The sequence below is a fragment of the Streptomyces sp. NBC_01775 genome (genome assembly GCF_035917675.1).
In the GTDB taxonomy this organism is placed as follows: Bacteria; Actinomycetota; Actinomycetes; order Streptomycetales; family Streptomycetaceae; genus Streptomyces.
In genome coordinates this window covers 2023509-2040473 of sequence record NZ_CP109104.1, presented here as the reverse complement: position 1 = coordinate 2040473, position 16965 = coordinate 2023509, and the positions used below count along the sequence as shown (strand labels likewise).

Genomic DNA, 16965 nt, shown 5'->3' with positions numbered 1-16965 from the left:
TACTGTCTGGGTCCGCCTTTTTGACCGACAGCGACATCACCAGGGGCAGCGGTTCATGACTGACGGAGCGCCGGCAGAGGTCTTCACCCCACTCGACGCGGACGATCCGACCTCGGTTGCCGGATACCGGCTGGCGGCGCAGCTCGGCTCGGGAGGGATGGGCAAGGTCTACCTCTCCTACACCCCCGGCGGGCGCCCCATCGCCATCAAGGTGATCCGCCCCGACGTCGGTGCGGATCCGGAGTTCCGGCGGCGCTTCCAGCAGGAGGTGCGGGCCGCCGAGCGGGTGCAGGGCCTCTTCACGGCGCCGGTGATCGACAGCGACACCCAGGGTCCCCAGCCCTGGCTGGCCACCGCTTATGTGCCCGGTCCCTCGGTCGCCGAGGCCGTCGCCGGGTACGGACGGCTGCCGGTGGAGACAGTGCTGTTCCTGGTGGCCGGAATCGCGGAGGCCCTCCAGGTCATCCACAAGGCGGGCATCGTCCACCGGGACCTGAAGCCCTCCAACGTGCTGCTCGCGGACGACGGGCCGCGCGTCATCGACTTCGGCATCGCCCACGCCGCCGACGCCACCTCGCTCACCAGCAGCGGGGTCACCATCGGCACCCCCTCGTTCATGGCGCCCGAACAGGCCGAGGGCGCGCGGGTCTCCGGGGCCACCGACATCTTCGCGCTGGGCCAGATCGCGGCGTACGCGGCGCTGGGCATACCGGCCTTCGGCGAGGGCAGCTCGCACGGCGTGCTCTACCGGATCGTCCACACCGAGCCCGCACTTGACGGTGTACCGGAGGAGCTGCGGGAGCTGGTCACCCGCTGTCTGGCCAAGGAGCCGGAGGACCGGCCGGGGCTCGCCGACATCCTTCGGATGTGCCAGACGGCGTCCGGCGACACCCAGCTGAGGCGGTCCGGGCACTGGCTGCCGCCCGCCGTGGCGGCGGACATCGCCCACCGCGCGGCGGCGCCCGCACCGCCGCAGACCCCGCCTCCCACACAGACCGCGGCGCCGCAGGGCCCGCCTCCCACGCAGACCGCACCCACGCAGGGCCGGCCCCCGACCCAGGCCCCGTCCCCGGCCTCCGGTGACGGTCCCGCCGGGACGGCCCCGCTGACGGTCCACACGACGCCCCCGGCCCAGCCCGCCGGGCCGCAGGCCCCGCCGCCCCCGGCGCCGCCGCTCGCGGCTGCCCCCACGATGGCGGCGCGGCCGGTGGGACCCCACCACCAGCCCCCGCCGCCCGGCGGCCCGTACGGACCGGGCTACCCCCACCCGCTGCCGCGGCGTCGCAGGTGGGACCGGGGGAAGACGATCGCGGCGGTCGTCGTGGGCGTGTTGGTGTTCTTCTGGGGCGGCACCTTCCTGATCGGATCCGAGGGCTCGGACTCCGGCTCGGGCGGGTCCTCCGGCGGCTCCCAGCCGGGCGGCAAGGGCCCGAAGGCGAACCCCAAGCCCGCGACGTACAAGGGCATCAACCTGCCGACCGGCTACTTCCTGGCCATGGCCGACAAACCCCTCAAGCCCCGGGACCTTGACGACGGCGGGGTGAGCTCGGAGCTGACGTATCTCAACACCACGGTTGACGGCGCGAATCTCGGCATCGACAAGCCCAGCGGCAAGCTGGCCCTGCTGAACAACTCCCAGAAGGGCTCGCTCAAGGCGTGCCGTGCCGAGACGCGGTTCACCAGCGACGTCGGGCTGAACCGGCTGTCGCCCGGCTCCCGGCTCTGTGTCCGGACGAGCTCCGGGCACCTCGCCCTCGTCACCTACCGGGGACACGCCCCGAAGTCGGACCCGAGCGACTACGTCAAGCTGGACGTCACGGTGTGGCGCAACGCCATAAAGGCGAAGGACCAGTAGGGCTCACTGGCCGGCGGCTGCCGAACTGGCCAGCGCCGCCGAGAGGTCGGCGGCGACCTCGTGCAGCAGCGGGACGAACTTGTCGGTGGCCGTGTCGGTGACCCGCCCGGCCGGGCCCGAGATGGAGATGGCTGCCGCGGTGGGGGAGTCGGGCACGGACACGGCGATGCAGCGCACGCCGATCTCCTGCTCGTTGTCGTCGGTCGCGTAGCCGCTCTCGCGTACCTGTGCCAGCGCGTCGAGGAAGCCCTCGGGAGTGGTGATGGTCTTCTCGGTGGCCGCCGGCATCCCCGTGCGCGCCAGCAGCGCGCGGACCTGCTCGTCGGGGGTGTGCGAGAGCAGCGCCTTGCCGACGCCCGTGGAGTGCGGCAGCACGCGCCGGCCGACCTCGGTGAACATCCGCATCGAGTGCCGGGAGGGCACCTGGGCGACGTAGACCACCTCGTCGCCGTCCAGCAGCGCCATGTTGGACGTCTCGCCGGTCTCCTCGACCAGCCGGGCCAGGTAGGGGCGGGCCCAGGTGCCCAGCAGCCGGGCGGCGCTCTCGCCGAGCCGGATGAGGCGCGGGCCCAGCGCGTAGCGCCGGTTGGGCTGCTGGCGGACGTAGCCGCACGAGACGAGGGTGCGCATCAGCCGGTGGATGGTGGGCAGCGGCAGGCCGCTGGCGGACGACAGTTCGCTGAGCCCGACCTCGCCCCCCGCGTCGGCCATCCGCTCCAGCAGGTCGAAGGCCCTCTCAAGGGACTGGACCCCACCGGATACGGCCGGAGCCGTGCCGGCCTGGCCTGCCTGGGCCCCCTGGGTCGCGGGGTTGCGCTCTGCGGACGGCGGCACGTCGCGTTCCTTTCCTGGCCTGCGGACAGGCGCATGGTATCCGGGGCTGCGGGGTGCTCTCCTCCGAGATCGGCATACCCGTACGCGACCCTCGGCGAGCCGGGTCTCTCCTCCCGCATCACATCCCCCCTTTCTTCTGCATGGTGAAATAGTAGTTTCATTTTGTGGAGTTCTCCAGGGGGAACCCTTGACCGGTGGATCGCGCCGGATGAGGATGCGTTCAACAGAACGTTGAAGGAGGTCGGTTTGTCCGACGTGCGGTTCGTCCTGCGCTCGCGGCGCGTACTCGCCCCCGAAGGAGAGCGGCCCGCCTCTGTCACGGTCGGCGCGGACGGCAAGATCGCGGCCGTCCTGCCGTACGAGGCCGAGGCGCCGCCCGGCGCCACCGTGGAGGACCTCGGCGAGGACGCGCTGCTGCCGGGCCTGGTCGACACCCATGTCCATGTGAACGACCCCGGGCGCACCGCGTGGGAGGGCTTCTACGCGGCCACCCGCGCCGCCGCGGCGGGCGGCATCACCACCCTCGTGGACATGCCGCTCAACTCCCTCCCGCCGACCACCACGGCCGCCAATCTGGCCGAGAAGCGCGCGGTCGCCGGGCCCAAGGCCCATGTGGACGTCGGCTTCTGGGGCGGTGCGGTACCAGGCAACGCACACGAGCTGCGCGCCCTGCACGAGGCCGGCGTCTTCGGCTTCAAGTGCTTCTTGTCGCCCTCCGGCGTCGAGGAGTTCCCCGAGCTGGACCCCGGGCAACTGGCCGTCGTCATGGCCGAGATCGCCTCCTTCGACGGCCTGCTCATCGTGCACGCCGAGGACCCCGGGCAACTGGCCTCCGCACCGCAGAAGGGCGGGCCGGCCTACGCGGACTTCCTGGCCTCCCGCCCCCGCGAGGCCGAGAACGACGCCATCGCGCTGCTCGTCGCCCTCGCCCGCGAGCACGGCACCCGCGTCCACGTGCTGCACCTGTCCTCCAGCGACGCGCTGCCCCTGGTGGCCAAGGCCCGTGCCGAGGGCATCCGGCTGACCGCCGAGACCTGCCCGCACTTCCTCACGCTCACCGCCGAGGAAGTCCCCGACGGGGCCACCGAGTTCAAGTGCTGCCCGCCCATCCGCGAGCAGGCCAACCAGGACGCGCTCTGGCAGGGCCTGGCCGACGGCACGCTCGACTGCGTCGTCTCCGACCACTCGCCCTGCACCACCGACCTCAAGACGCCCGACTTCGGCACGGCCTGGGGTGGCATCTCCTCCCTCCAGCTCGGCCTGCCCGCCATCTGGACCGAGGCGCGCCGCAGAGGCCACGGCCTCGCCGATGTCGCGCGCTGGATGTCCGGGGCCCCGGCGCGGCTCGCGGGCCTGGCGCACAAGGGGGCCATCGCCCCGGGGCGCGACGCGGACTTCGCCGTCCTGGCGCCCGAAGAGACCTTCACCGTGGACCCGGTACACCTGCACCACCGCAACCAGGTCACCGCCTACGCCGGCAAGACCCTGCACGGCGTGGTGCGCTCCGCATGGCTGCGCGGCGAGCGCGTCGCCGACCACGGGACTCCCACCAGCAAGACCGGACAACTGATCGAGAGGACGGCCTGATGACAGCGGCGACGACCGCGGGTGTTCCCAGCTACACCGGAGACGCGGAGCCCTACGACGGGGGCGACACCTACGCCGACTACCGCGCCCCGGAAGCCGGGCTTCCCTTCGCCCACCTTCCCGACCTGGCCGACCGCAGGCTGGGCGCCACTGTCATCGCCGCCAACGACGAGTTCTTCGCCGAGCGCGAGAACCTCCTCAAGCCCGGCAGGCCCGAGTTCGACCCGACGGCGTTCGCGCACAAGGGCAAGGTCATGGACGGCTGGGAGACCCGCCGCAGGCGCGGCCTCTCCGCCGAGCGGCCCCACCCCGCCGCCGACGACCACGACTGGGCGCTCGTACGGCTAGGCGCCCCCGGCGTCGTCCGGGGCCTGCTCGTGGACACCGCGCACTTTCGCGGCAACTACCCCCAGGCGGTCTCGGTCGAGGCCACCTCCGTGCCCGGCACGCCCTCGCCCGAGGAGCTGCTCGCGGACGACGTGAAGTGGACGACGCTCGTGCCCAGGACGGCGGTCGGCGGCCACGCGGCCAACGGCTTCGCCGTCACCGAGGAGCGCCGCTTCACCCACCTGCGGGTGCGGCAGTATCCCGACGGCGGCATCGCGCGCCTGCGGGTGTACGGCGAGGTCGTGCCCGACCCGGCGTGGCTGACCGCGCTCGGCACCTTCGACCTGCTGGCGCTGGAGAACGGCGGCCGGGCCGAGGACGCCTCCGACCGCTTCTTCTCGCCGCCGGTACACACCGTGCTGCCCGGCCGCTCGCAGAAGATGGACGAGGGCTGGGAGACCCGCCGCCGCCGCGACGACGGCCACGACTGGCTGAGCTACGCCCTCGCCGGGCAGGGCCTCGTGCGCGCCGTGGAGATCGACACCGCCTGCTACAAGGGCAATTCGGCGGGCTGGGCGAGCCTCGTCGGCAAGAACGCGGAGAGCGGGGAGAGCGCGGAGAGCGGCGAGTGGGTCGAACTGCTGCCCCGTACCCGCCTCCAGCCCGACACCGTCCACCGCTTCCTGCTCACGGACGCTCCGGCGGTCACCCATGTACGCCTGGACATCTTTCCCGACGGCGGCGTGGCCCGGCTGCGCCTGCACGGCTCGCTCACCTCCGAGGGCGTCAGGCGTCTGACGGCCCGCTACGCCGAGCTGGGCTGAGGTCCCGCTCCGCGCCGCGGGGCTGACGCGCGTCCTCCCCGCGGCGCGGGCTCCACCGGGAACGCCGGCGTGAACAAACGGAAAAACAACGGTACTTGGCGTTGACATGTCATCTACGCGCGTCACGATAGATGGCATGAGATTCCCCCCACGCATCGCACGCGCCGGAGCACTGGGCGCTCTCACCGCCACCCTTCTCCTCGGCGCCCCCGCCCTCACCACGGCCACCGCCGCACCGCCCCCCACGGCGGCGGCGACGGTCTCCGTCCAGGACGTCGGCGACATCTGCCAGTCCAAGCTGCCGGCCGAGGCGCACGACACCCTCGACCTGATCGAGAAGGGCGGCCCCTACCCCTACCCGCAGGACGGCACCGTCTTCCAGAACCGCGAGGGCATCCTGCCGGACCAGAGCCAGGGCTACTACCACGAGTACACCGTCAAGACCCCCGGCTCGGACGACCGGGGCGCCCGCCGCATCGTCACGGGCGACAAGGAGCAGGAGGACTACTACACCGCCGACCACTACGCGTCGTTCGATCTGGTCGACTACTCCTGCTGACCCGCGCCCGCGCACAACGGGCAGCCGGCCGCCGCTCCGAGAGGGAGCGGCGGCCGTTTTGCGTGTAGCGTCTCCCTCCCCGTTTTCCCGCGGGCCCGCCCCCCTTCGGGAAACCTCCCCGGGGTTTCCGGGAGTTTCCCGAAGGGGAGCGGCCCCCGGGGGTGGCTTTGTGGCTCTGAGCGGGTAACGTTCCCCACAGAGAGTGATGCATCGGCGGTAGATATGGGGAGTTACCGGTGAGAAACGGCCCGGAGGCAGTTACATGCGGTGAGGCAATGCTGCTGATGCTCGCCGAACCCGGCCTTCCTCTCGAACGCGCCACGCACTTCCGCCGTTCCGTGGCCGGCGCCGAATCCAACGTCGCCTCCGGCCTCGCGCGGCTGGGGCACTGGGCGCGGTGGATCGGCCGCGTCGGGGACGACCCGGCGGGCGAGGCCGTGCTGCGCGAGCTGCGCGCCGACGGAGTCGACGTCTCCTGCGCCGAGATGGACCCCGAGTCACCCACCGGATTGCTGCTGCGCGACAGCCACCCCCAGCGCTCCATCGACGTGCAGTACTACCGCACGGGCTCCGCCGCCTCACTGCTCAGCCCCGCGCAGATCACCCCCGAAGCCCTGGCCGGGGTGCGGCTGGTGCACGTGACCGGCATCACCCCCATGCTCTCCGAGTCCGCCGAACAGGCCACGCACACCCTCGTCGAGCGCGCCAGACAGGCGGGCGCCGCCGTCTCGTTCGACCCCAACGTGCGCCGCAAGCTGGGCAGCGAGCACGAGTGGATACGCCGCGTCGGGCCCCTGCTGCGCGAAGCCGATCTCGTCCTCGCGGGGGAGGACGAGCTGGAGCTGCTGCTGGGCGCCGGGCCGGACGAAGGAGCCAAGGCACTGCTGACCCTCGGCCGGGCCAGCACGGTCGTGGTCAAGCGGCGCGACCACAGCGTCGTCGCGCACAGCACCGAAGGGCAGTGGGTGCAGGAGCCCTTCGATGTGCCCGTGACCGACCCCGTGGGCGCGGGCGACGCGTTCGCCGCCGGCTGGCTGTCCGCACGGCTGCGCGGACTCGACCAGTCGAGCGCCCTCGCGGAGGCGGCGTGTGTGGCAGCGTTGGTCATCCAGGCACCGGGTGACACCGACGGACTGCCCACCGCCGCGGCCCGCGACCGGGCGCTCAACGCCTTTGTCCGGGGCACCGATCCGGTGCACCGCTGACAACCCAACTGAACAAGAGAGGCGGCGAACTTGCCGTGTATCGCTGGGAGATCACCAGGGCCGCGCTGGCACAGCGCGTCTTCGCCATCGTTCGCGCGCAGAACTACGAGAAGGCGACGGCGCTGGCCGACACCCTCCTCGCCGCCGGAATCACCAGCCTGGAGATCTCGCTGACCACGCCGTACGCGCTGGAGGCGATCAGCACCCTGCGCCGCGAGACCGGCGACGACTCGGTGATCGGCGCGGGCACGGTGCTCGACGGCGCCTCCGCCCGGCTCGCCGTCGACGCGGGTGCCAGGTTCCTGGTCTCGCCGAGCCTGGACGCCGAGGTCATACGCACCGGCCACCGCTACGGCGTACCCGTCTTCCCCGGCGTCGCCAGCCCCACCGAGATGGTCAACGCGCTGGAGCTGGGCGCCGACGCGCTCAAGCTCTTCCCCGCCTCCGCGCACGGCCCCGGCTGGCTGCGCCAGGTACGCGCCGCGCTGCCGCAGGCCCCCGTGCTGCCGACCGGCGGCATCACCGTCGAGGCGGCCCCCGAGTGGATCGCGGCGGGCGCCGCGGCCTGCGGCATGGGCGGCGCGCTCACCGAGGGGGACCGCGAGACCGTCGCCAAGCGTGTCACCGAGCTCCTCCAGCGCCTGGAGGACGCCGTCCCCGCAGGGGAGCGCACCGGCCTCCGGCCCTGAGCGCGCGGCCCAACTCCCTGACCGGATGCGATCGTCGGACACGAGGCGGCGCGGGCGGTGCGCACGGACGACCGGTGGTCCAAGGCTGGACCCGCGCCTCGCCGGATGCCGTCGCCAACGCCGTCTCCCCGAGCCGTCCACATGCTCACGGCCGACCCGCCCGACCACACCCGGCTGCGCAAGCTGGACGCAAGTGCGGCGGCGCCGGAGTGGCGTGAGGGGCTGCTGCCGCGCCGGGTGAAGAGCCTGCCGGTGCGCTTCGGCTGAGGGGCCTTGGTGGGGACCTGCGGGCCTTGCGGCGATGACTTCGTGGAGGCCCGGTAAGCGCTCCGGGGGGAGCTCTTAGGGTACCCATATGAGGATCAGCCAGTGCCGGGAAGAAGACGTCGAACTCCTCGACCAGCACATACCGTTCCGCGGAGCGGCTGCCGACCACGGGCTCCGCTACGCACGGCAGCGGGAGGGGCGCGGCGCCTTCCTCGTCGCCTGGGACGAAGGGCGGCCCGTCGGCAGCTGCGAGATCCGCTGGGAGGGGTGCGCGGCGCCCGAGGTGCGCGCTGCGCACCCCGTGTGTCCCGAGGTGAACGGCCTCGGGGCGTGGCCCGAGACCCTGCGCTCCCAGGGCATCGGCACGAAGCTGCTCCGGGAGGCGGAGCGCCTCGCGACCGGGCGCGGCTGCCCGGACATCGGCCTGGGCGTCGAGAAGAACCATCCCCGCGCCAGCGCGCTCTACCGGCGCCTGGGCTATCTCGCTTCCGTGCCGTACCTCGACTGCTGGTTCTACGAGGACGGCGCCGGTGTCACGCACCGGGTGGCCGACGCCCGGGTGTTCATGGTCAAGCCTTTGTGACGGGCGGGGTGGGCCGCTCCCCGCGCCGGTCGCCGTCCTCGCGGGGGGCCAGCGGGGCCGGGGTCGCCAGCGTGGCGACCTCCACCGGGGTGCTGGTGGCGCGGGACAGCTCGCAGGCTTCGGCCGCCAGCAGCGCCGCCAGCGCCTCCTGGCCGTCGCAGGGGTTGGGGATCTCCCCGCGCAGGGCCCTGACGAACGCGGTGATCTCCGCCTCGTAGGCCGGCCCGAAGCGGTCGAGGAAGCCGGGCCAGGGCTTGCCGGGGGCGGGCGCCGCGGTGGGCTCCAGCGAGGTGAGCGGGGTGCGCGCGTCCAGCCCCACCGCGAACTGGTCGCGCTCACCGGCCAGCTCCATCCGTACGTCGTACCCGGCCCCGTTGACGCGGGTGGCCGTCGCCGTGCACAGCGTGCCGTCGTCCAGCGTCAGCAGCGCGGCGGCCGTGTCCACGTCACCGGCCTCGGCGAACATGGCGGGGCCCGCCTGCGAGCCGGCCGCGTACACCGAGACGATCTCGCGGCCGGTCACCCACCGGATCGCGTCGAAGTCGTGCACCAGGCAGTCGCGGTAGAGCCCTCCGGAGAGCGGGAGGTAGGCGGCGGGCGGCGGCGCCGGGTCGGAGGTGAGGGCGCGCACCGTGTGCAGCCTGCCCAGGCGCCCGGCGCGTACGGCCTCGCGCGCGGCCGTGTAGCCCGCGTCGAAGCGCCGCATGAAGCCGATCTGCAACAGGGTGCCCGCCTCTTCCACGGCGTGCAGGGCCTCGCGGGTGCCGGCCAGGTCGAGGGCGACGGGCTTCTCGCAGAAGACCGGCAGGCCACGCTCGGCCGCGGTGCGGATCAGCTCGGCGTGCGAGGCGGTGGCGGAGGCGATCACCACGGCGTGGATGTCCAGCGAGAACAGCTCGGCGACGGTCGGCACCGGCGTCGCGTCCAGCGCTGCGGCGACCTCGACGGCCCGCATGGGATCCGCGTCGGCGACCACCAGCTCGGTCACTTCCGGGTGCGCGCTGAGCGTGCGGGCGTGCAAGGTGCCGATCCGGCCGGTTCCGATGAGTCCGATGCGCATGGCAATACGCTGGCGTGGCTGTGCGGCCCTGTCAACGTGTTGTCGTTTCGTCCTGACAATCGAACGTACGGTTTCCGGCGGCACGGAAGACCACTACGCTCCCCACGTGGCCAAGAATGATCCGGTGGACCTCCAGCTCAGTGTGGACCGTGCGAGCCCCGTCCCGCTCTACTTCCAGCTCTCCCAGCAGCTGGAGTCCGCCGTCGAGCGCGGACAGCTCGCCCCTGGCAGCCTCCTGGGCAACGAGATCGAGCTGGCCGGACGCCTCGGCCTCTCCCGCCCCACGGTCCGTCAGGCCATCCAGTCGCTGGTCGACAAGGGGCTGCTGGTGCGGCGCCGGGGCATCGGCACGCAGGTCGTGCACAGCCAGGTCAAGCGCCCCATGGAGCTGAGCAGCCTTTATGACGACCTGGAGGCGGCCGGACAGCGCCCCGCCACCCGGGTGCTGCGGCAGGGTACGGAGGAGGCCACGGCGGAGGTCGCCGTCGCGCTGGCCGTCCCGGAGGGCACAGAAGTACGAAGGGTGGAGCGGCTGCGGCTGACGCACGGCGAGCCGATGGCATACCTGTGCAACCACCTGCCGGTGGACCTGCTGTCCCTGGAACAGGACGAGCTGGAGACCACGGGGCTCTACCGGCTGATGCGGGGCGCGGGGGTGACGCTGCACTCGGCGCGGCAGACCGTCGGCGCGCGGGTCGCCGACGCCCGGGAGGGCGAGCTGCTGGGCGAGCCGGAGGGCGCTCCGGTGCTGACGATGCAGCGCACGACGTACGACGACACGGGCCGCCCGGTGGAATACGGCTCACACCTGTACCGCGCCTCCCGCTACTCCTTCGAATTCCAGCTTTTGGTGCGGCCCTGAGAGTCCAGCCCGTCCGGCGCTTGAGGACCCGGGGGGGGGCTTGGGTGGGGGTCCCCCCGGCCGGAGGCTGGGGGAGGAGCCCCCCGAAAGAATCGGTGAAAGGGCAAGGCCGGGGTCAAGTGCATTGACGGCCACCAGGCGCCCCGCTACAACTCGCCCATGACGCACAGACGTACGGCACTCAGGGCGGCAGCCCTCACAGCAGCGGTGGTCGTCATGGCGAGCGCGAGCGCGTGCAGCGGCTCGGGCGGCAAGAAGAGCGAGGACGACGACGGCGGAGGCGGACGCGGCGGCAAGGGCGTGGACACCCCGCGGCTGACGATCGCCATGGTGACGCACTCGGGCGAGGGCGACACCTTCTGGGACATCGTCCAAAGCGGGGCCAAGCAGGCGGCCCGCAAGGACAACGTCCGCTTCGACTACTCCAACAACAAGGAGGCGGGCCAGCAGGCCCAGCTGGTGCAGTCGGCCATTGACAAGAAGGTGGACGGGCTCATCGTCACTCTCGCGAAGCCGGACGCCCTCAAGTCCGTGATCCGCAAGGCGGTCAAGGCCGGCATTCCGGTCATCACGATCAACTCCGGTGCGCAGTACTCCACCGAGGTCGGCGCTCTCACCCACATCGGCCAGGACGAGGCCGTCGCGGGCGAGGCGGTGGGCGAGCAGCTCAACAAGCGCAAGAAGAAGAAGGCGCTGTGCGTCATCCATGAGCAGGGCAATGTCTCGCTGGAGGAGCGCTGCGAGGGGGCGAAGAAGACCTTCGACGGCGACCTGGACACGGTGAACGTGGACGGCACCAGCATGCCCGGCGTCCAGTCGTCCGTGGAGGCCAAGCTCCAGTCGGACAAGGACATCGACTCCGTCATCACGCTGGGTGCCCCCTTCGCCGCCACCTCGGCCAAGGCCAAGGAGAAGGCGGGCAGCGACGCCGAGGTCGACACGTTCGACCTGAACGCGCAGGTCGTCAAGGAGCTGAAGGCCAAGCGCATCGGCTTCGCCGTCGACCAGCAGCCCTACCTCCAGGGTTACGAGGCGGTGGACCTGCTCTGGCTCCACCGCTACAACGCCAACGCCCTGGGCGGCGGAAAACCGGTGCTGACCGGGCCCGAGATCGTCACGCGGGACCAGGTGCCGAGGCTGGAGAAGTACACCGCGCGCGGAACGCGGTAGGGGACGGCGGATGGGACCCGTTGCGTCCTTTCCGGTCACGGTGGCGGATACTTGTGCGAAGATCCTGGGCGATCTTCCGGTTGTACGACCGCAGCCGTATCCGTATCGAGAGGGCAGAACACCGTGGCCAGCGTGCAGAGGTCCCGTGCGTCCGTGCGTGCGACGGGGGCCGTGATGGCCGCGGTCGTCGCGGCGGTGGCCGGGCTCGCCGGGTGCAGCAGCACCGGCGGCAAGAGGGCGGAGGACGCCCGTAACCAGGCCGCCTCCGGCAAGGCCAACGTCACCACCCCGCGCTGGAAGGTCGCCATGGTGACGCACTCGGGCGACGGCGACACCTACTGGGACATCGTCCAGAGCGGCGCCAAGCAGGCGGCGGCCAAGGACAACATCGAGTTCCTCTACTCGCACGACAAGGAGGCGGGCCGCCAGGCGCAGCTCGTCCAGACCGCGATCGACAAGAGGGTCGACGGGCTGATCGTCACGCTGGCCAAGCCGGACGCGATGAAGGGTGTCGTCAAGAAGGCGATCAAGGCAGGCATTCCGGTCATCACGGTCAACTCGGGCCAGGAGGAGTCGCGCTCCTTCGGTGCCCTGACCCACATCGGCCAGGACGAGGTGCTGGCCGGCGAGGCCGTGGGCCGCGAGCTGAACGACCGGGGCCGCAAGAAGGCGATCTGCCTCATGCACGAGCAGGGCAACGTCGGTCACGAGCAGCGCTGCGACGGCATCGAGAAGACCTTCGACGGCAAGGTCAAGGACCTGTACGTGGACGGCACCAACATGCCCGGCGTCCAGTCGTCCGTGGAGGCCAAGCTCCAGTCCGACAAGAAGATCGACACCGTCGTCACCCTCGGCGCGCCCTTCGCGGCCACCGCCGCCGCTGCCAAGGACGACGCGGGCAGCAAGGCGGAGATCGACACCTTCGACCTCAACGACAAGGTCGCCGCCGGCCTCAAGGACGGCTCCATCGGCTTCGCCGTCGACCAGCAGCCCTACCTCCAGGGCTACGAGGCCGTGGACCTGCTCTGGCTCCACCGCTTCAACGCCGACATGCTCGGCGGCGGCAAGCCCGTGCTCACCGGCCCGCAGATCCTCACCAAGAAGGACGCGGGCAAGCTGGAAGAGCTGACGAAGCGGGGGACCCGATGACGGTCACGGAGAAAACAGGCACACCGGGAGAGCCGGGGGAGCCGGGCAAGCCGGCGCCCCAGCCGGAGAAGGTCGACGAGCGGCTGGTGCAGCGCTCGCTGCCCGCCCGGCTGATGCGCAGGCCCGAGCTGGGCGCGGTGGTGGGCGCCATCGCGCTGTTCGTCTTCTTCGGGCTGGTCGCCGACAGCTTCCTGCGGCCCTCCAGCCTCTCCACGGTGCTCTACTTCTCCTCCACGATCGGGATCATGGCCGTCCCCGTGGCGCTGCTGATGATCGGCGGCGAGTTCGACCTGTCGACCGGCGTCATGGTGACCTCCTCGGCGCTGGTCTCCTCGATGTTCAGCTACCAGATGACGGCGAACGTGTGGGTCGGCGTGGGGGTCTCGCTGCTGGTCACCTTGGCCATCGGCTTCTTCAACGGCTTCATGCTGACCCGCACCAAGCTGCCGAGCTTCATCATCACGCTCGCCACCTTCCTGATGCTGACGGGCCTCAACCTCGGCCTCACCAAGCTGATCAGCCGCACCGTCACCACCAAGACCATCGGCGACATGGAGGGCTTCGACTCCGCGCGGCAGGTCTTCGCCTCGCAGGTGACGCTGGGCAGCGTCGACCTCCAGATCACCGTGCTGTGGTGGGTGGTGCTGGTGGCCGTGGCGACGTGGATCCTCCTGCGCACCAGAGCGGGCAACTGGATCTTCGCCGTCGGCGGGGGAGTGGACGCGGCCCGCGCGGTCGGCGTCCCCGTGGCCCGCACCAAGATCGGGCTCTACCTGGGTGTCGCGTTCGCCGCCTGGATCTCGGGCCAGCATCTGCTGTTCAACTACGACACGGTCCAGTCCGGCGAGGGCGTCGGCAACGAGCTGATCTACATCGCAGCGGCCGTCATCGGCGGCTGCCTGCTGACCGGCGGCTACGGCTCGGCCGTGGGGGCCGCCGTCGGCGCCCTCATCTTCGGCATGAGCAACAAGGGCATCATCTACGCGCAGTGGAACCCGGACTGGTTCAAGTTCTTCCTGGGCGCGATGCTGCTGCTCGCGACGCTCCTGAACGCGTGGATCCGTAAGCGGGCGGAGGCGACCCGATGACCGACACGACCCCCGAGACCGCCCCGGCGGACGCCGGCGCCGAGCCGCTGGTGGAGCTGAGCGAGGTCAGCAAGTTCTACGGCAACATCCGCGCGCTGGAGGACGTCTCCTTGCGGGTGCACGCCGGGGAGATCACCTGCGTCCTCGGCGACAACGGCGCGGGCAAGTCCACCCTCATCAAGATCATCTCCGGGCTGCACCGGCACGACGGCGGCACCTTCCGCATCCAGGGCGCCCCCGCCGGCCTCGGCTCCCCCCGCGAGGCACTGGACCGGGGCATCGCCACGGTCTACCAGGACCTCGCCGTGGTCCCCCTCATGCCTGTGTGGCGCAACTTCTTCCTCGGCTCCGAGCCCAGCACGGGGCGGGGCCCCTTCCGCCGCCTCGACGTGCCGTACATGCGCCGCACCACCCACAGCGAGCTGCTGCGCATGGGCATCGACCTGCGCGACGTCGACCAGCCGATCGGGACGCTCTCCGGCGGCGAGCGGCAGTCCGTCGCCATCGCCCGCGCCGTGCACTTCGGAGCGAAGGTGCTCGTCCTGGACGAGCCGACGGCGGCGCTCGGCGTCAAGCAGAGCGGCGTCGTCCTGAAGTACGTCGCCGCCGCGCGGGACGCCGGGCTCGGCGTGGTCCTCATCACGCACAACCCGCACCACGCGTACCTGGTCGGAGACCGCTTCGTCCTCCTGAAGCGGGGGGCGATGGCCGGCGCGTACGAGAAGGACGACCTGGAGCTGGATGAGCTGGTGCGGCAGATGGCGGGCGGCAGCGAATTGGAAGAGCTGAGCCATGAGCTGGAACGCTGACCTTGCCCCTGCCCCTCCCCTTCCTGTTTTTTTGGGGGCTCCTCCCCCAGCCTCCGGCCGGGAGGTGCCCCCAGCGCGATTCTCCGGTGGGAGGGCCACAGCCGCAGGCGACGCCGCAGGCGACGACGTACGGTTGTTCCCTGGCAGAATCGGCGGGGCCGGTGACCACACCAAAAGGGACGACCACAGTTGAGCATGGACAGCTTCCAGCGAGGTGAAAGGGTCTATCCGCGCAGGACCAGGCCCAGCGCCAGCGTCCTGCGGACGGTCAGCACGCGCGAGCGCCGCTCGCACCTGTCGGCCCCCCGCGTTCCCACCGTCGGCATCGACATCGGCGGCACCAAGGTCATGGCCGGTGTCGTGGACGCGGACGGGACGATCCTGGAGAAGGTCAGGGCGGAGACGCCCGAGAAGTCCAAGAGCCCGAAGGTCGTCGAGGACACCATCGCCGAGCTGGTGCTCGACCTCTCCGACCGGCACGACGTGCACGCCGTGGGCATCGGCGCGGCGGGCTGGATCGACGCGAACAGATCCCGCGTGCTGTTCGCCCCCCACCTCGCCTGGCGCGACGAGCCCCTCAAGGATGCCCTCACCGCCCGCCTCGCCGTCCCGGTGATGGTCGACAACGACGCGAACGCCGCCGCCTGGGGCGAGTGGCGCTTCGGCGCCGGCCGGGGTGAGGACCACCTCGTGATGATCACGCTGGGGACCGGGATCGGCGGCGCCATCCTGGAGGACGGGCGCGTCAAGCGGGGCAAGTACGGGGTCGCGGGGGAATTCGGCCACATGCAGGTCGTGCCGGGCGGCCACCGCTGCCCGTGCGGCAACAGAGGCTGCTGGGAGCAGTACAGCTCGGGCAACGCGCTGGTGCGTGAGGCCCGGGAGCTGGCGGCGGCCGAGTCTCCGGTGGCGTACGGGATCATCGACCGGGTCGGCGGCCAGGTGGGCGACATCACCGGACCGCTCATCACCGAGCTGGCCCGCGCCGGTGACGCGATGTGCACGGAGCTGCTCCAGGAGATCGGCGCCTGGCTGGGCGTCGGCATCGCCAACCTCGCGGCGGCCCTGGACCCGTCCTGCTTCGTGATCGGCGGCGGCGTCAGCGCGGCCGACGAACTGCTGATCGACCCGGCCAGGGATGCCTTCCGCCGCCAGCTGACCGGCCGCGGATACCGCCCCGAGGCCCGCATCGTCAAGGCCCAGCTCGGCCCCGAGGCGGGTATGGTCGGGGCTGCCGACCTGGCGCGGCTGGTGGCCCGTCGCTTCCGCCGGGCCAACCGGCGCCGCCTGGAGCGCTACGAGCGGTACGAGCGCGCGGCCGACAACCTGCGCCGGGCGGTGGGTCAGTGACCGCAGCGGCCTCGCCCCCCACCACCGAGACCTCCAACGCCATGCCTCACACGGATGAGACCACCGACCCCCACGAGCGCCCCCCGCACCGGCCCCGGCACCGGGGGACCGTGCTGCTGATCGTGGTGTTGCTGATCGCCCTGCCGGGCGGCTACCTGGTGCAGTCGGCCTTCCAGAGCCGGGACAGCGGCAAGGACAAGGAACGCGCCGCCGCGGCCAGCAGCCTCACCTACGCCCGTCCGCCCAAGGCCAGCCAGCGCATCTACAACCTGCAAGTCCCCCTGGCCGCGACCCGGGTGGCGTTCTACGAGGAGAACTCGTGGAGCAAGAGCACGATGTGGCTGGAGTTCCGTACGACCAAGAAGCGGCTCGCCGAGTTCATGAAGGACCTCGGCAGCAGCGGGAAATCCCTGCACAAGGGGAAGATCGCCATCAGCGGCAAGCAGGCCAGAGAGGTCGGCTGGCGCTTCGAGGAGCCGGGGCACCGCTACTGGGGCCTGATCCACCACGAGTCCGGGAACAAGCCCGACACCGCCATCGTCGTGGACAAGACGTACAAGAAGCGCCCCCACGTCTACGCCGTGTCCACGGCCAAGTTCTGAGCGGCCTTCCTCCGGGTCGCCGCCTTCCTCCGGGTCACGGGATCTCCGTCTCCGGCCGCATCCGCACGGCCGGATTTTCCGGGCTTTTCCCATGTACGGCCCCACACGGCCCGGATGTACGGCCCCGCGCGGCCCGGCCCGCGCG

General features: G+C 71.6%; 17 protein-coding genes. 15 read left to right on the top strand and 2 right to left on the bottom strand.

Annotated features, from left to right (window positions below):
* Positions 1–55: 55 nt before the first annotated feature.
* Entirely contained in the window at positions 56–1855 is a 1800-nt protein-coding gene (locus OHB04_RS09195) for a serine/threonine-protein kinase (RefSeq protein ID WP_326807258.1), read from the top strand.
* Between the two features lie 3 nt (positions 1856–1858).
* Here OHB04_RS09195 and OHB04_RS09190 read toward each other — a convergent pair whose 3' ends face one another.
* Positions 1859–2689, bottom strand: a complete 831-nt coding sequence (locus OHB04_RS09190; RefSeq protein WP_326687173.1) for an IclR family transcriptional regulator — start codon at positions 2687–2689, stop codon at positions 1859–1861.
* 246 nt (positions 2690–2935) lie between these two features.
* On the opposite strand from OHB04_RS09190, the gene allB reads away from it, so the two are divergent.
* The 7 genes from allB (at position 2936) to OHB04_RS09155 (ending at position 8730) form a co-directional block, all read left to right on the top strand.
* Positions 2936–4276 carry an allantoinase AllB gene (gene allB, locus OHB04_RS09185; protein WP_326807257.1) on the top strand — a complete coding sequence of 447 codons (1341 nt, stop codon included), beginning with the start codon at positions 2936–2938 and terminating at the stop codon, positions 4274–4276.
* The gene (gene alc / locus OHB04_RS09180; RefSeq protein WP_326687171.1) at positions 4276–5427 is read left to right on the top strand and encodes an allantoicase; all 1152 of its coding nucleotides are present in this window, start codon (positions 4276–4278) and stop codon (positions 5425–5427) included. The genes allB and alc overlap by 1 nt, the downstream gene beginning before the upstream one ends.
* Before the next feature lie 136 nt (positions 5428–5563).
* Complete coding sequence (locus OHB04_RS09175; RefSeq protein ID WP_326687170.1) at positions 5564–5986, top strand: ribonuclease; 423 nt, start codon at positions 5564–5566, stop codon at positions 5984–5986.
* 275 nt (positions 5987–6261) lie between these two features.
* A complete protein-coding gene (locus OHB04_RS09170) occupies positions 6262–7191 on the top strand; it encodes a sugar kinase (protein WP_326807256.1) in 930 nt (309 codons plus the stop codon).
* Positions 7192–7226: 35 nt separating this feature from the next.
* Positions 7227–7880: a bifunctional 4-hydroxy-2-oxoglutarate aldolase/2-dehydro-3-deoxy-phosphogluconate aldolase gene (locus tag OHB04_RS09165; RefSeq protein WP_326687168.1), complete on the top strand. Its 654-nt coding sequence runs from the start codon at positions 7227–7229 to the stop codon at positions 7878–7880.
* 141 nt (positions 7881–8021) lie between these two features.
* Entirely contained in the window at positions 8022–8147 is a 126-nt protein-coding gene (locus OHB04_RS09160; protein ID WP_326687167.1) for a hypothetical protein, read from the top strand.
* A gap of 88 nt (positions 8148–8235) precedes the next feature.
* Positions 8236–8730 carry a GNAT family N-acetyltransferase gene (locus tag OHB04_RS09155; RefSeq protein WP_326687166.1) on the top strand — a complete coding sequence of 165 codons (495 nt, stop codon included), beginning with the start codon at positions 8236–8238 and terminating at the stop codon, positions 8728–8730.
* On the opposite strand, the gene OHB04_RS09150 is transcribed toward OHB04_RS09155, so the two are convergent.
* Entirely contained in the window at positions 8717–9790 is a 1074-nt protein-coding gene (locus tag OHB04_RS09150) for a Gfo/Idh/MocA family protein (RefSeq protein WP_326687165.1), read from the bottom strand. The two genes, OHB04_RS09155 and OHB04_RS09150, sit on opposite strands and share 14 nt — an antisense overlap.
* A gap of 124 nt (positions 9791–9914) precedes the next feature.
* Here OHB04_RS09150 and OHB04_RS09145 point away from each other — a divergent pair, with 124 nt between their 5' ends.
* From OHB04_RS09145 to OHB04_RS09115, 7 genes are all read left to right on the top strand, one after another.
* Positions 9915–10652, top strand: coding sequence for a GntR family transcriptional regulator (locus OHB04_RS09145; RefSeq protein ID WP_326692644.1), 738 nt, complete (start codon positions 9915–9917; stop codon positions 10650–10652).
* A gap of 159 nt (positions 10653–10811) precedes the next feature.
* Complete coding sequence (locus tag OHB04_RS09140) at positions 10812–11822, top strand: sugar ABC transporter substrate-binding protein (protein ID WP_326807255.1); 1011 nt, start codon at positions 10812–10814, stop codon at positions 11820–11822.
* A 174-nt stretch (positions 11823–11996) separates the two neighbouring features.
* Entirely contained in the window at positions 11997–12971 is a 975-nt protein-coding gene (locus OHB04_RS09135) for a sugar ABC transporter substrate-binding protein (RefSeq protein WP_326692643.1), read from the top strand.
* The gene (locus tag OHB04_RS09130; protein WP_405806113.1) at positions 12968–14059 is read left to right on the top strand and encodes an ABC transporter permease; all 1092 of its coding nucleotides are present in this window, start codon (positions 12968–12970) and stop codon (positions 14057–14059) included. Before OHB04_RS09135 ends, OHB04_RS09130 begins: the two co-directional genes overlap by 4 nt.
* Entirely contained in the window at positions 14056–14868 is an 813-nt protein-coding gene (locus tag OHB04_RS09125; RefSeq protein ID WP_326687163.1) for an ATP-binding cassette domain-containing protein, read from the top strand. Before OHB04_RS09130 ends, OHB04_RS09125 begins: the two co-directional genes overlap by 4 nt.
* Positions 14869–15063: 195 nt before the next feature.
* Positions 15064–16218, top strand: a complete 1155-nt coding sequence (locus OHB04_RS09120) for an ROK family glucokinase (RefSeq protein WP_326687162.1) — start codon at positions 15064–15066, stop codon at positions 16216–16218.
* On the top strand, positions 16215–16820 hold the full coding sequence (locus OHB04_RS09115) for a hypothetical protein (protein WP_326807254.1): 606 nt from the start codon (positions 16215–16217) through the stop codon (positions 16818–16820). Before OHB04_RS09120 ends, OHB04_RS09115 begins: the two co-directional genes overlap by 4 nt.
* The last annotated feature ends 145 nt before the right edge of the window (positions 16821–16965 follow it).

Excerpts from the sequence above, each read along its gene's own strand:
- OHB04_RS09175 (WP_326687170.1), top strand. The coding sequence starts at position 5,564 with ATGAGATTCCCCCCACGCATCGCACGCGCCGGAGCACTGGGCGCTCTC.
- OHB04_RS09160 (WP_326687167.1), top strand. The coding sequence starts at position 8,022 with ATGCTCACGGCCGACCCGCCCGACCACACCCGGCTGCGCAAGCTGGAC.
- OHB04_RS09195 (WP_326807258.1), top strand. The coding sequence starts at position 56 with ATGACTGACGGAGCGCCGGCAGAGGTCTTCACCCCACTCGACGCGGAC.
- OHB04_RS09120 (WP_326687162.1), top strand. The coding sequence starts at position 15,064 with ATGGACAGCTTCCAGCGAGGTGAAAGGGTCTATCCGCGCAGGACCAGG.
- OHB04_RS09140 (WP_326807255.1), top strand. The coding sequence starts at position 10,812 with ATGACGCACAGACGTACGGCACTCAGGGCGGCAGCCCTCACAGCAGCG.
- alc (WP_326687171.1), top strand. The coding sequence starts at position 4,276 with ATGACAGCGGCGACGACCGCGGGTGTTCCCAGCTACACCGGAGACGCG.
- OHB04_RS09155 (WP_326687166.1), top strand. The coding sequence starts at position 8,236 with ATGAGGATCAGCCAGTGCCGGGAAGAAGACGTCGAACTCCTCGACCAG.
- OHB04_RS09130 (WP_405806113.1), top strand. The coding sequence starts at position 12,968 with ATGACGGTCACGGAGAAAACAGGCACACCGGGAGAGCCGGGGGAGCCG.
- OHB04_RS09125 (WP_326687163.1), top strand. The coding sequence starts at position 14,056 with ATGACCGACACGACCCCCGAGACCGCCCCGGCGGACGCCGGCGCCGAG.
- OHB04_RS09150 (WP_326687165.1), bottom strand. The coding sequence starts at position 9,790 with ATGCGCATCGGACTCATCGGAACCGGCCGGATCGGCACCTTGCACGCC.
- OHB04_RS09170 (WP_326807256.1), top strand. The coding sequence starts at position 6,262 with ATGCTGCTGATGCTCGCCGAACCCGGCCTTCCTCTCGAACGCGCCACG.
- OHB04_RS09135 (WP_326692643.1), top strand. The coding sequence starts at position 11,997 with ATGGCCGCGGTCGTCGCGGCGGTGGCCGGGCTCGCCGGGTGCAGCAGC.